The 13,449-nt window shown below is 62.2% G+C and carries 12 protein-coding genes; 2 read left to right on the top strand and 10 right to left on the bottom strand.

What is annotated here, in order from left to right:
- Window positions 1-46: 46 nt before the first annotated feature.
- Window positions 47-1,144, top strand: a complete 1,098-nt coding sequence (locus tag E6A21_RS05610) for a DNA cytosine methyltransferase (protein ID WP_138443330.1) — start codon at window positions 47-49, stop codon at window positions 1,142-1,144.
- A gap of 1,057 nt (window positions 1,145-2,201) precedes the next feature.
- Here E6A21_RS05610 and E6A21_RS05605 read toward each other — a convergent pair.
- The gene (locus E6A21_RS05605) at window positions 2,202-2,855 is read right to left on the bottom strand and encodes a hypothetical protein (protein WP_246036221.1); all 654 of its coding nucleotides are present in this window, start codon (window positions 2,853-2,855) and stop codon (window positions 2,202-2,204) included.
- A 145-nt stretch (window positions 2,856-3,000) separates the two neighbouring features.
- Between E6A21_RS05605 and E6A21_RS05600 the strand changes: the two genes are divergently transcribed.
- Window positions 3,001-4,410, top strand: coding sequence for an ADP-ribosylglycohydrolase family protein (locus tag E6A21_RS05600; RefSeq protein ID WP_138443169.1), 1,410 nt, complete (start codon window positions 3,001-3,003; stop codon window positions 4,408-4,410).
- 758 nt (window positions 4,411-5,168) lie between these two features.
- Here E6A21_RS05600 and mpaP read toward each other — a convergent pair.
- The 9 genes from mpaP to mpaB all read right to left on the bottom strand — a co-directional run bounded on the left by mpaP (window position 5,169) and on the right by mpaB (window position 12,992).
- A complete protein-coding gene (gene mpaP / locus E6A21_RS05595; protein WP_138443168.1) occupies window positions 5,169-6,815 on the bottom strand; it encodes a daptide biosynthesis intramembrane metalloprotease in 1,647 nt (548 codons plus the stop codon).
- Window positions 6,816-6,837: 22 nt separating this feature from the next.
- Entirely contained in the window at window positions 6,838-8,091 is a 1,254-nt protein-coding gene (locus E6A21_RS05590; protein ID WP_246036240.1) for a YcaO-like family protein, read from the bottom strand.
- On the bottom strand, window positions 8,091-8,900 hold the full coding sequence (gene mpaM / locus E6A21_RS05585) for a daptide-type RiPP biosynthesis methyltransferase (protein ID WP_138443166.1): 810 nt from the start codon (window positions 8,898-8,900) through the stop codon (window positions 8,091-8,093). Before mpaM ends, E6A21_RS05590 begins: the two co-directional genes overlap by 1 nt.
- Window positions 8,901-8,992: 92 nt before the next feature.
- On the bottom strand, window positions 8,993-9,130 hold the full coding sequence (locus E6A21_RS17775) for a daptide-type RiPP (RefSeq protein ID WP_171041280.1): 138 nt from the start codon (window positions 9,128-9,130) through the stop codon (window positions 8,993-8,995).
- Window positions 9,131-9,184: 54 nt separating this feature from the next.
- Window positions 9,185-9,322, bottom strand: a complete 138-nt coding sequence (locus tag E6A21_RS17770; protein ID WP_171041279.1) for a daptide-type RiPP — start codon at window positions 9,320-9,322, stop codon at window positions 9,185-9,187.
- 47 nt (window positions 9,323-9,369) lie between these two features.
- Entirely contained in the window at window positions 9,370-9,513 is a 144-nt protein-coding gene (locus E6A21_RS17765; RefSeq protein WP_171041278.1) for a daptide-type RiPP, read from the bottom strand.
- Window positions 9,476-10,720 carry a daptide-type RiPP biosynthesis dehydogenase gene (mpaC, locus tag E6A21_RS05580; RefSeq protein WP_246036219.1) on the bottom strand — a complete coding sequence of 415 codons (1,245 nt, stop codon included), beginning with the start codon at window positions 10,718-10,720 and terminating at the stop codon, window positions 9,476-9,478. The genes E6A21_RS17765 and mpaC overlap by 38 nt, the downstream gene beginning before the upstream one ends.
- Window positions 10,717-12,006, bottom strand: a complete 1,290-nt coding sequence (gene mpaD / locus E6A21_RS05575) for a daptide-type RiPP biosynthesis aminotransferase (RefSeq protein WP_138443165.1) — start codon at window positions 12,004-12,006, stop codon at window positions 10,717-10,719. The genes mpaC and mpaD overlap by 4 nt, the downstream gene beginning before the upstream one ends.
- Entirely contained in the window at window positions 12,003-12,992 is a 990-nt protein-coding gene (gene mpaB, locus E6A21_RS05570; protein ID WP_246036217.1) for a daptide biosynthesis RiPP recognition protein, read from the bottom strand. Before mpaB ends, mpaD begins: the two co-directional genes overlap by 4 nt.
- Between the last annotated feature and the right edge of the window lie 457 nt (window positions 12,993-13,449).

Here is a 13,449-nt window from a genome sequence, read left to right as displayed (position 1 = left end):
GGCGTGCCAGCCCGGCGGCGCATTCTCGGGAAGATACACTCTCGGGGTGACCAGCCAGATTGCCGTTCTCGACCTCTTCGCCGGAGCCGGCGGCCTCACTGCGGGCCTGCACGCGGCCTCGAATCGGTTCAAGACGGTCGGAGCGGTTGAGTGGGACCCAGCTGCGGCCGCCTCCTACGAGGCGACGTATGGCAAAGGCCTCGTCTACGCCGGTGACATCAGGACCTGGCTCGAGGAGCAGATGGTTCCGCAGGTCGACGTGCTCATCGGAGGGCCGCCGTGCCAAGGGTTCTCGAGTCTGGGCAAACAGGACATCCAAGACGAGCGGAACTTCCTGTGGCGCGAATACGCGCGGACGATTCGCCGCGCAAGACCGAAGTACTTCGTCGTGGAGAACGTCGCCGAATTCAAGAAGTCACCGCAGTACGTGCTGTTTCGCGCCGCGACCGAAAAGGGCGGTACTATCCCTGAATACTCCTTCGAGGCCGCGGTTCTGAATGCCGCTGACTTCGGTGCGCCACAGGCCCGCAAGCGCACAGTCATCATCGGATATCACCGCGACCTCGGCTTCCCCGGGATGCCTCAGCCGACCCACTCGTCCGCACCCGAAGATACGGGACTCAAACCGCACGCCACTGTCGCTCAAGCGCTCAGACGTGTGCCCAGTGCGCCCGACCGTGACGACATCTTCGACGCGAGGCGTACCGAATTCAACGGGCGCCAGTACGCTGGCTCCTTTCGTGTTCGAGACATGCACTGGAGCCGGAACTACACTCAGCTATCGATGCGCCGCTTCAGGGTAATCCCGCCCGGTGGCAACCGTCGCGACCTCGAAGCGTATCCCGAACTCATGCCGCCGTGCTGGACGAAACACAAGACCGGTTCGGGCGACGTGATGGGCCGCCTGCACTGGGACCGGCCGTCGGTCACGATCCGTACGGAGTTCTTCAAGCCCGAGAAAGGTCGTTACCTGCACCCTGTCGAACACCGTGCAATCACTCATTACGAGGCAGCGTTGCTCCAAGGTTTCGGTCCCGACCACCGATTCGTCGGCTCGCGCACGGACATCGCGCGTCAGATCGGGAATGCAGTGCCCATTCCACTCGGAGCAGCAATCGGACGCCTCCTTGCGAGCGTGGTCTGAACCGGCCTGCCAGAGGCCGGGGTCGCGACAGGATCTGGCGGCTTCGAGGTCCTGTTGACGGCGCCTAAGGTCACGATTCAAGCCCTCACGCTCGTCATTCATGGCCGTGCGAGTGGAATACCTCCGTCGCACACTACTGGGGCCGGGTGAGAGCACCGGGCACTCTCGCAACCGGCTTCACCATCGAAAGAAGAGAAGGCAATCCGGTGAATCTAGATGTGTTCTTTCGGGGCCGGTTCTCGCCTCTAGCCGCGTAACTCATCGGCGTCCGAGCTCCCTCGAAGTGTGGCACGCGACCGACATACCGCTGAGGGGTTTGTTTCAGATCGATCACCAGACGGTGCTGTTCCCTCGCAATCGCTGATGAGTGGAAATTCTGGCCGTGCGACGACGTGGCCTACAAACTTGTCTCACCCCTTCGCAACGGGACTTCACGCTCCTGATCTCCTAAACCGTCTCGCCACCGAAGTCTGGCAACTACACGGCGGACTCCATGCCCGCTTGGTTCTACGAGCCATGGAATAGGGTAGCGCCCCGCTGAATCAAGTCGAGCCAAGGGAAACTCGTCGGGGGCGCTGTCAAAGAGTGTCAGCTGAACCCCGTGGCGATCATAGACGGAGAGCTCCAACTCTTCCGCCGCAGCTGGTCCCTGATTCCAAAGAACAAGATGATACCCCACTTTCGAGACGGTGCCATCTTCCCGGGTCACGTGAGCCCAATCTTTAGTTCGATGAAAGTAGGCAGTGACGCTAGCGATCTTACCGGCCTTGGCCTGGAACCTATGCTGCGAAACAGCCACGAAAACGGAAAGGCAAAACGAAACCACCGCGGCAATGGCAGTTACGCCGTTCCAATCCACTGATCCTCCTTTGTCTTCTGGCAGGCGAAGCAATCGCTAAATTACGCAAGAACGGCGCCTATCGATTTGAACGAAACGGATCGCCTCGGGACCGGCCGCCCTATCCTCATCGAACGGCTGCCTCTCCATGTGCCCACCCGCTCCAGACAACCACTAATCGGGCCTTATGTAAGCAGTGAAGATGCCCAACGTAGGTGTCTAGTCCTTACTGGTTAGGCCGCCGAGCGAATAGAGCGCGAGGTCCACGTCCCTGGCCGACCACGAAAACCCGTGCAGCTCCGCCAGGCCGCGCAGGTCCTCCACCAACTTCATGTATCTGGCATACCTTCCGGGCGCGCGGGAGAGCGAGAGTCCTAATGACTCAAGACCAATTTGTGCCCGCCGGTCGTATACAGCCATGCGGGTCGGTGCAGCCGCGAGAAGTAAGGCTGACGCGAGCGCGTCTCCGACGCCAAGTCCGGGCAACGCGGCGAGGGCACGCCGACCAGCAGCCGCTGCTTCAATTACAGTCAGCATCTCGTCATTCACAGCATCGACCGCCGGACGTGTAGCGGCTCGTACCTCCGCCTCCCCGATGACCAGCAGGGCTCTGACCCAGGGCGTGTCGGCTCGAAGACGCTTCCAGAACAGCAAAGCCCCAATATCAGCCTTGCCGATGCTGCCCGTAACTCGAATTCGCTCGGAAGTCTCGCGGAGCACCTCGTCATAGGCCGGAGCGGAAACGGCCTGGAAGTCTGCGTAAGCGCTCTGAAGCTTCTCCCATGCCCTCGAGGTGAGGGCCTTTTCGATTTCATCCAAATCATTCACCTCCGAACCATCCCAAGAAGAGCCGCCAGTTAGGTTCTGCGACACGATGTCGAGATTCAGCGGCCTCGCCGTCCAGCGCCCGGGCGCCGGGCCCAGTTCGCCCACCTGAGCGTCTGGGACGCCGCTCACCCGCTCGCCACCGTCTGACCCCGCTCCGCCCACACGTCCAGCACCCACCAAAGGAGTCCACATGGAGCTTTCCCCTCTCCAGAACGATCGCGCCGCCGGTACCCTCGTCGCCATGGCTGCTGGCGACGCCCTCGGCTCCGGTTACGAGTTCGGCGCTCCCCTGCCCTACGGCACGCCCGTCGACATGATCGGCGGCGGCCCCTTCGGCTTCGCCCCGCCGAATGGACCGACGACACCTCCATGGCCATTCCCCCTCGCCGAATGCCTCCTCGCCCAGGCCCGCACCGTCGAGGCCGGCGAGCCCGTCGACTGGACGGCGGCCGCCCGCGCTTGGACTGCCTGGGCCCGGGAGGCGAAGGACGTCGGTTCGCAGACACGCTCCGTGATCTCCGCGGCGCGTCGCCTCGCCGAGGGAACGGACGACGCCGAGCCGACGGCCGCGCAATTCGTCGTCGCTTCTGCGGCTCACCTCGAGCGGACCGGCCGCGCGGGCGGGAACGGCTCGCTCATGCGCACCGCGCCCGTCGATCTGGCGTTCCTCGCCCGACCCGAGGCCGATCTCGCCCGCGCCGCAGCGCAGGCCTCGGCCCTCACCCACGCCGACCCCGACGCCGTTGACGCCGGCGTCCTGTGGTGCCTCGCCATCCGTCACGCGGTCCTGACGGGTCGGCTGGACGTTCGCGTGGGGCTGGCGTTTCTGGATGCCGATCGGGCCCGGCTATGGGCACAGCGCATCGCCGTGGCCGAGGCGTCGCGGCCGCGGGACTTCTCGAACAACGGCTGGGTCGTCGAGGCGTTCCAGGGAGCGTGGAGCGCGATCGCCTCCACCGCTGCGGGCCGCGAGGGCCCGGCGCACCTCCGGGCCGCCCTCGAGGATGCAGTGCGCGGGGGCAACGACACCGACACTGTCGCAGCCATCGCCGGCGGCCTCCTCGGGGCCGCCTATGGCATCTCCGCGGTGCCGTTCGAGTGGCGCCGCCGCCTCCACGGTTGGCCGGGACGCAACGCGGTGGACCTTCAGCGGCTCGGGATGGAACTCGGTGCTGGAAAGGGCCCCAGAGTCGGATCTTGGCCCAACATCGACCGGTTCGACCACTCCCCCTACGTCTCGCCGTCGGCAATCGAGGTCGTGACCCACCCCGCCGATCCCGGTGTGCTCCTCGGCGCCGCCGCGGCCGTCTCCCGCGACGACTACGACGCCGTCGTCAGCCTCCGCCGCATGGGCATCGCCGACGCCAACGTCCCAGCGGAGGACCATGCGCGCTTCTGGCTCATCGACTCCTCCGTGCCGGAGGACAACGCGCACCTCGAGTTCGTCCTCCAGGACGCGGCCGACGCCGTCGCCGCCTTCCGCGCCGAAGGCAAGCGCGTGCTCCCGCACTGCGTGCAGCGAGCGATATCGATGACGCCGTCGAGCTACAGAACGGCGACCCGAAGACCGTTTGACAGAGCATTTCCTAGCAGTTCATAGTCGCTCTCTGACAATGTCCTCGATACCCGAACCTCATTCACTCCAACCGTTAGGGCGGGAATTCCTTTGGATCTGTTAGCTGGAATCACCCGCGATCAACTCCACATCTTCGTTTGGATAGTCCCTGCTGGCTTCACGCTGGCGGCCGGGCTTTGCCGCCCGCGCCAATTTCATGGGGCCGCGCTTGGCGCCGTCCTGCTCTTCGCAGCCCTGAATGCGGGGGCCGGAGTCTATGTTCTGAACCATTTCGCTGACTCACGCTGGGCCTCAGGGAGCGAGCCACCGCTGAGCGCCCCATCGTTTTCGGGGCCGCCTCTCGTTAGGTCAATACCTGACGCCTCTAGACTCAGCTCTTAACAAGGTGGTCGGCGGGGTGAATGGGCGACTCGTTGCGAGCAGCCACTGGTTTTCCCCCTACCGCCACTTAGATCGCTCCCGTCCTAGGCTCGGCTAAACGCCTTGCAGCAGGCGAGGTGAGCCCTCCGCATCGCGTCGGGGAGCGCAGATAGCGCCCCCGTGATCAGCTCTTGGCACGCAGGGACATCGCGAACGACACAAGTGAACCCAGCACGAGGACAATTCCAGAAACGACTGACCATGGCGAGTCCTCATGAGCAGAGGAAAAGACGTAGAGGGAGTAGAAGCCCAGGATAAGTCCGATCAGAAGCCAGATTGTCGAATTGCGATTCATAATGATTTTTTTCCTCCGGTATTTTGGAGATGGACAGGACGGTCGCCGACGGAAGGGAGGGTGAGCGTCAGCCTTGCCCACGGCCCACGGCCCACGGCAGAGAACTCGAGACCGAATCGCACAGCCACTCGCCCAAGAAGACCTCCTTCTGGCTCGTCACCTCGGCCCTTCCGCGGGTAGGAAGGGATCCCGGCGCCTCCACCCGTGCGGGATAGGCGCGCACGGGAATCGTCGTGTCCGCGAGCGTGACGGGAATAAGTGCATCCAGAGGTGCTGAGGAGTCCGACGGCGGTTCTGTTCCGATGGTTGCTCGCGCCAAATCGGCATGAATGACCATTCCTTGAGACTGCAAGGCAACTCGATCCCCGGGATCAATTGACCCGGCAGACGAGTCGACTGGGACCACGATTCGCAACTCGCCGTCGGTGTAGCTATAGCCCGCTACCACAACAGGCTTCACCGGAATGACGGCGAGGAGTCCGGCCGCTGCCGCCGTCCCCAGCACGAGGACGGTCAGCCGTCGCCACAGTGGGCTTCCTCTCATGGAAGCAGACTTGAAGAACCGATAGATGCCCTTGAGGGCTAGGAGGATCAGAAGACAGAGGACAATCAGAACGATGCCGCGCCCTACGTAGCCAAGTTGCTGCAGCAAAACCGCAGTTCTCTGAAAGCCGATGATCATGAAGGCAACTCCCGAGACGAAGCTGGCAAGTCCGAAAGATGCAAGGAGACCTCGGCTCCGGGACTCGACCCTTGAGCCCAGAATCCTCGAACTGACCACGTCGTCCAATGCCGTTAGCGATTTCCGACGCAAATGCGGAACATTGACAGCGCTCATCAACGCCACATAGCCGTCGAGCTTGATGAACGGAACGAGATTCAGGATGGCAACCGCGTAGCAGATGACCCCGAAGAGGATGGCAGCGTCCCGGTACGGCGTCGGCGGAAGAATGCCTTGGGCAACGAGCGCCACGCTACCCAATCCGAGGTGGACAAGTGGACCGGCAAGAGCAACCGCCACCCGTTGTCGGGACGAACCCAAGCGCCAGCCATCAGTCACGTCACAGAAGAACGCCGGCGTCAAGTAGAACAGCATGATCCCGATCCGTCTCGGCGTCCCACCAAAGTATACGAGCGCCATTCCGTGACCGAACTCGTGCAGCAAGGTAGAGAGGAACATCGCGGCCGCGACCCACAAGTAGGACTCCAAGGGAAGCGGCGTTGCCAGTACGCGGCAAAGGTCTGGTCCGGCCGCGAACGCCCCAATGATTCCGCCAGCGAAAACCAATGCGAAGGTCAACGTCAGGGGACGGGCCATGGCAGCTACTCCAGGGCGGAGGAAATGGAGGAACGGTGTGGGGTTGAACAGAGTCACCTGCACGGTCAGGGGCGCACGGAATTGGATTCGCGAGATTGTCTTCGGCCTGGCATTGAGGTCGAAGGCGCCTGTGTGAACCAATTGGCGCACTATCTGAACAACGTCGTCGGACGTCCAAGGACTCCCGAGATACTGGGCGACCTCGGCGGCGTCCCGCCTGCCATCGAGGATTGCCAGGACCTTGGCGACGTCGCCTGATACGCGGGCCTTGGGCACTCCTGCCACTGCAAGGATCCAGGGCTCTCCCATATTCCGTGGCTCATCCACGGAGGCATGGGGCGCCAACTGCACTGGCCAGCCGACCGGCGCCTGAGCCTCAAGCCTTTCTTTCAGCATGTTCCGTTCCCCTCGTGAATGTTCATATGAGCGGGTGTGGCATCGAAGTAGTGAGTTTGTGGTCCGACCGGCCGTCCGGCTTCGTGAGCACCGCTGAAAGACCCTTGGACTCATTCATCGTCAGAGGGAACGCGCCCGGGCAGATTGCCTTGCCAGCTTCCCACCCGAGCTCTTGAATCGCCGAGGGAAGCCGGTGGGTGAGGCTGACCCAGTGCGCACTGATTCCCTTCTCGGCCAGATATTTGACGAGGGCGTCGAGGTCGGGGGCGGGGCGGTCCCGAGGCATCGGCAAAGCCCGAAATGACTGGACCCAAGCACGGAGCTCGGCTATCGCCGGACCCATAGTCCAGAAGTCCGCCCTTGATTCGTCGTTGGTGACCACGAACCCGCTCATCGTGGATCTTGGAACGTCTGCGCGCTGTGCCCTGGCACGGAAGAGCTCACGGATCTGAAGTCCCTCTTGGAGTGCACCCCTCAAGGCGGAAATAGGATGCGCGGAAGCCTTGATTCCCACCGAACCGAACAGCCGACCCCTCTCGCCGCCTAGGATCACGCACACAGCAGTCTCCAGTGGGCCCCCGTCGTCCGGGACGAAAGCGAGGGTGGGCGCGACGCCGGCCACCCGCGCGGCTTCCAAGAGCCGCACGAAACTGCGAGTTTCCGGATCCGAGGAACAGCCATCGGCGATATCGTCCACCCTGAATTTCTCAAGCGATGGCCTCAATTCCCAAGCCCACAAGAAGGCGTCACGCTCGAGGATTTCAGCGACTCCCGCGACCTTCGCGAAATGTTCCGACGGCCCAGCGGCGGCGCCGTTGGGCGAAGGATCGAAGAACCTTCCAACAGGGGCTCCTTCATTGGATTTCCCCGGACTGTAGTCCACGGCCGGAGCCGGAACATGCGATTCTGCCCCCGTCAGCAGGTCCGTAGCCCGGTACCACGGGAACTCGAAGGTCTTGGCCGACGCGTCCCCAAGTCCGGCAGCCGCAAAGTCGATGCGCCGCTCAGGGCAGACATTGTCGGCCACGAGGTAGTCAGAGTCGGCAGGGACAGGCGCAAGCGCGAAGCGCTCGACGGCTTCGCCAGCACCCCTGGTCATCGACAGCCGCCTACTGACATCGAAAGCACCGACGGTGCCCGAAAGCCCAATGCCGCCCTGCAGGCCATTAGCCAGATAGGCCACGGTGCGCCAAAGGCCCACCTCGTTCGGGAGGTAGACGGCCGCACGAGACACGAGCCCTAGCGAGGGATCCAAGGTGCGGACCGGGTCGACCATCACGTACCGCACACCCACAGCTCGACCCCGCCAAGCGCCGGGCTGGGCGAAGAGATGCGGACGGGCCGCCTTTCGAGGATGTGCAAGCCCTCGGCGGCGAGCTCGGCCCTGACGACGTCGTTGCCCACATACGCTATGTCGCTGGTGTAGGCGGCCGACCGGTAGGCGCCGGCCTCCTCAAAATCAACCCGGATGATGGTCACCTTCCTGGTGCCCCGCGCCGGCTCCCGGCGCTCTACTGTGAAGAGAATTGAACTTCCATCGAATACCGAGAATGCCGCCTCATGCCGTGTCGTTCCGACGCCAGGGAGCGGGTCGAGGACGGTCAACACGAAGCGGCCGTCAGGTGCCAGGCAGTCGCGCACGCGGCGAAACAGCCCCTTGCGACGCTCGCCATCCAAGAGCGTCACCGAACTGGCACCTAACACGATGCAGCCGAACGTGCCAAGGAAGTCAAGCTTGGACATGTCCGCACACACGATCTCCAGATGGGTGCCTCGAGGATTGAAAGATCTAGCACCCGACCTTTCCTTCAGCATCGCGAGCATTTCCGGGGAAGAGTCAACGGCAGTCAAGGCTCGCCCCAGGGCGGGCAATGCCCGGGTTATCCGTCCGGATCCTGAGGCCAGTTCGAGGATCGGTCCTGTGGTCGCGCGTGCGGCGCCGAGAATCTCGGGAAGCTCCGACAGGTCGTCGGCCGTGATCCTGTCATAAAGACGGGATCCAGCGACGCCATAGAGATCCTCTGGCGGATCAAGGTGGTGAATTGCACGCAGGATGTTCACCGCCGTCGTTTCAGGTGCTGTCATCGGCTCCTACTCTCGAGGATTGGACCTTGGTGCGGGCGAACGCGCTGGTGGCGGAGACGAAGCACCTCCGCTCCGCCACCAGGGTCCGCGGATTAGGTCGCAGCGAGGCCGACGACGATTCCGGCGATGATGATGACGTCGCCAACGCGGATGTACCACGGGGTGTCGTCAGGAGTGTCGAGGTTCTCCAGTTCCTCAATCATGAGCTCGAGATGAGAAGTTGCACTCATCGCCCCTCCTTTCACGGGTTGTGCGAGTGCGGATGTCCGGCCTGATGGCAGCGACTAGGTAATGCCGACAGATATGCTGACGGCAACAATGCCAATTGCCACGCCTTGGGTCACACCCATGAACCAGTTATTGAAGTCCGGTGTATCCATCGACTCGATCTCTTCGACGGAAATGGCGAGATCCTGCTGCATTTCGTTTACCTCCCTTCATAGTGAAATGGGTGCCTCTTCGTGGCCAGTCAGGTTATCCCTACGGCAATTCCCACCAGAGCAAGGCCTACGGTGATCCCATGGATCCGTTCGCTCCAATCATCGGGAACGTCGATGGTTTCCAGCTCCTGAATCTCAAGATTCAGCGGCTTCAGTGCGGCGCTGCTGTTCATGTGCACACCCCCTTTCCCTTGCCGCTTGTGGTTCGCCGGTTGACTCGGCAAGTCTGGCTGCATTGAAGAGAATGTCGTGAACCTGCTCGGCTCCTACACCTCGCAGCATTGGCAGGGCTCCGCCCCAGTTCCTGAGCGCGGAATTGGTCGTGTCTGACACGACTTGTTCGCTGATGTCGTCCAGTCCGTATACCCCCCATCTCCGCAGCAACTCTCCAATGCCTGCCGCGGCGCTGTGCCCAAGTGAAGGATGGGCCGCAGCCACTGCAGCCCAGACTGCCGGCAACCGATCGGGTTTTCCCCACGTCGGTGAGCCGTTTTCGATATCGTCCCAAATCGATTCGATGACGGTGGCCGTCGCGGTCATTTTTCGTACCCCTGTCATATAGGCCAATTCATTCGCGATATACCAGTGCTTTGCGGCGTACGGGTTGCGGCATGTCAAGGACCATCCCGAGTGGGTTTCCATGCTGAACCGGGCTGCAGCCAACCGAAGCTCAAGGGAGTCTTCGCAAGCGAGCCGATTTCCCAGTCCGACAATCCGCACCAGAAGGGCGTAACCGTCCTCGTCAAAGATGCTCGGAACACTGCCGATCATGGTCCCGGCCACCCTGAGAAAGGATTCAAGAATTCCTTCAAGCACCAAGGATTTCGGGAGGGTCGCAAGATGAACGGGGTCGAGCAGTGCCACATCGCCTGAAAGGTGACGCGAGACGACGAGGCGGCGGCCGACGTCGGCATCTAGGCACGCGACGGCACTGACTTCGGCGCCGGTCCCCACCGTTGACGGCATAAGAACCGTCCGCGCTCTCCCTTCCGGCTCGGCCACGGAAGGCAGGACAATCAGGCCCGACCGCGTGGCTTGGCGAGCAGTGAAATCCGCCAGTCCCGGGTTGGCCGTGAACAGTACCGCCAGCGTCACAGCGTCCATGACAGAGCCCCCGCCCAATCCGACAACAGTGGTGAGGCTATGCGTTCGGATGAAGCTGCTGACCGTGCGGAGCGTCGCGAATGACACAGGTCCGGCGTCGAGATCCAGGACAGCCGCTCCCTTAAGGTCGCCATCCAGCAACCGGTCGCGATGCGTTGCGAGCGCGCGGTCCACCACGAGCCCGGTTTGACCATCGATCAGCCTGCCGAGATAGTGAGCCGCCATTCCCTCGTCAAGAATGACGCAGCGCGTCCTCCAGGTACGATCCGCGATCACGTGAAGACCCCCGCCCGCTGGGCCTCATCAAGGCCGGCCATGATAGCGGCGTGAAGTTCGTGGAAATTCTCTTCTGTGTAGACCAAGGCCGGCAGGAGTTGGATTCGGGCAGGACCCGGGTGCACGATCGCTCCCGCACGATGAATGTGCCGGACCACCGCGAGAACAGCGTGAGGCGACAGCGGCACGCCGCCGACGGTTTCGAGCTTGATGCCACGCATGCCACCCCGACCGCTTGCACCGGCTATCCCGGCAACTCCTTCGAGGCGGGCCATGAGATCTTCAAGACCGGACGAGACTTGCGCTGTCAGGCGGCGATGGTCCAGCCGCTTCATTTCGGCGATAGTGGCGAGGATTGCGGCGCAGGTAGCCGGCGTTCCAGCTTGCGTCTCGCCGTGGACAAAGATGGAAGTGTTGGAGTCGAAGCAACTGACGATCCGTTGGCCAATCAGGAGCGCGGCGCAGGCGCACGTGCCGTTAGTCAGCCCTTTGGATGCCACGATGAAGTCTGGGGCCGAAGGCCATTCATCCGACACAAACCATGAATCAACGCGTCCGAATCCGGTGGCCACCTCATCCGCCACCACGAGAAACCCATAGTCGTCCCGGTAGCGCAGAAGCAAGGCAATGAAGTCCTCCGGCACGACCTCCGCACCGGATCCGAGGACAGGTTCAACGACGACCGCGGCCACTCGATGCCCTTCCCTGCGCATGAGCAGAGCCAATTCGGCTCCGCCGTCGTCGAAACGTATATGCCGCACATTTCGCCGGTCGACGCCGTAGAGTGACTGCCCGAGCTCATCCCCGCTGAGTGCATGGCTTCCGAACGTGAGGCCGTGATAGCTGCCGCTCAGCCCGACGATGAGCTTTCGTTCGGATTGTCCCGCCAGGAGGAAGTAGTGACGGGCTAATTTCATGACAGCGTCATTTGCTGCCCCTCCCGAAGTGGAGAAGAACACTCGCTCAAAACGGTGAGTCGAGAGCGAAAGCAGCGCATCGGATGCCTCGATCGCCTTGCGATGGGCTGACCTGAACAGTGGAAGGTAGGACGCGTTCTCGTATTCTGATGATATGGCAGCAGCTATGCTTGAATTGCCGTAGCCGAGATTGGCATTCCACAGACCACTCTTCGCGCAGAGACGGCGCTGACCGTCCTCGAAAGAGACGTGCACTCCCTTTGCGCTTAGGGCTATGTGGCTTGGGGCGTGGAAATCGGGCTGTAATGTCAGGGGAACCCAGAGTGTGTGGCGGTGGATGGCTGCTGGGACAGGAGGTTCTGACGTCATCGGCGAGTTCCGAATAGATCGATGCCCAACTGATCGAACCTCGCACGAATTGCTTCCGCTGATTTCTCGGCAACGCCAGTAGAAACACCGACAGATCTTGCCACCGCTGAAGCAGCGGCCTGGACGTCCCGCATATTCGAGAGCGCCTCGACGATCGCTGCGGCATCCGGGCCGATCTTGAATCTGCGCCCAGACTTGGTATCCAACAGCACGTGCTCCCCGGCCCTCTGAATGATGAAGGGGGCGGAGGGCGACGGAAGCGTAACTGTGGGCGCCGCACCGTAGACGCTAGATCCAAAACCGACGAGGGAGACGTTTGGGCGATCCTCGCGTGTAATGAACTGCCAGGCCTGGAGTGCAGCTAAATAGCGGGGAATCCAAGGCCGGGAAAGGAGCGATTCTCGAAGGACCTCGACATCACCCGCAGAGGCGAGAACCGATTCGGGCCGGAGGGCCGCGTTCCTATCTCGAAGTTTGATCAGAGAGTCACCCACCCGTCCGAGCCTCGTACCGTTGACGCCGTTGAACACGGCTCCGTCCGAAGCGATGTGGAGCCTTGCGAGCGGTGAGTCTGCGTCGACGCTCCCGCCAAGGAATCCCCGTTCGGCCAATACGGCGTTTGCTTCGGAGAGTTGACTCACGAAGTGCCCGGATGTGCGGGCCTCCCCGGCGTCGTCGAAAAATGCGCTCCAGTCTTCCGGCGTGGTAGTCCTGACAATGGTGGGCCCGACGAGATTGAGGAATGGAATAGCTAGATAGTCTTGGATCTCGAGGCTGAGCCTGCCATCTACCAACAACTCTTCGCCTGCTGGCTCGAGATATCCGGCTACCGGGACGACGATGCCATCGCTTTCGACGCCGTCGAGCACGAAGACGAGGGAGCGCTCACCGGCAATCTCCCGCGCGTACTGTGAGTGTTTGGGATTCTCAACAAAGATGACATGGTCTGGAATTCTGCCCGGGATTCCTGTGATCCACTGATCCATTCCCGCGGCAACGATCTGTTGCTCACTCAGAGTCATTCGCGGGCCCCGTCCGGTTGGTTCTTCGCGCCGTTGGCGTCCATGGAACCGGCTCTAGTTCATGCACTCGAAGACCTTCTTTCGTCAACGATCCTTGTCCTGGCTTGTGAAGGTCGCGACCGATTCGGCGGAACCGCCTCCCCGCTTGAGATCCGGGGTCGAGGAGGCCAATGTTCCACAACTCCATCTCCGGATCCCCCACTCCTAGTTCATTCATCCGGCTTTCCTAGTGCCGCAGTTCAAGCCGGCATCCCAGGCCCAAACAACCATGGATCGAGGAGGTCAAACACTCAGTGAGGGTCCGAAATGGCTAGCGAACGACAAGTTGGGCCATCGAACATCGGCTCTTGCCGACAGGCCGTTCCTAGACATCACAGGCACCAGCTCAACCGGGATAGCGCCATCCTCTGCGCCGCACGAA

This window comes from Sinomonas susongensis, from assembly GCF_005877005.1.
GTDB classification, from domain to species: Bacteria; Actinomycetota; Actinomycetes; order Actinomycetales; family Micrococcaceae; genus Sinomonas; species Sinomonas susongensis.
This window is presented reverse-complemented; position numbering and strand designations above follow the sequence as displayed.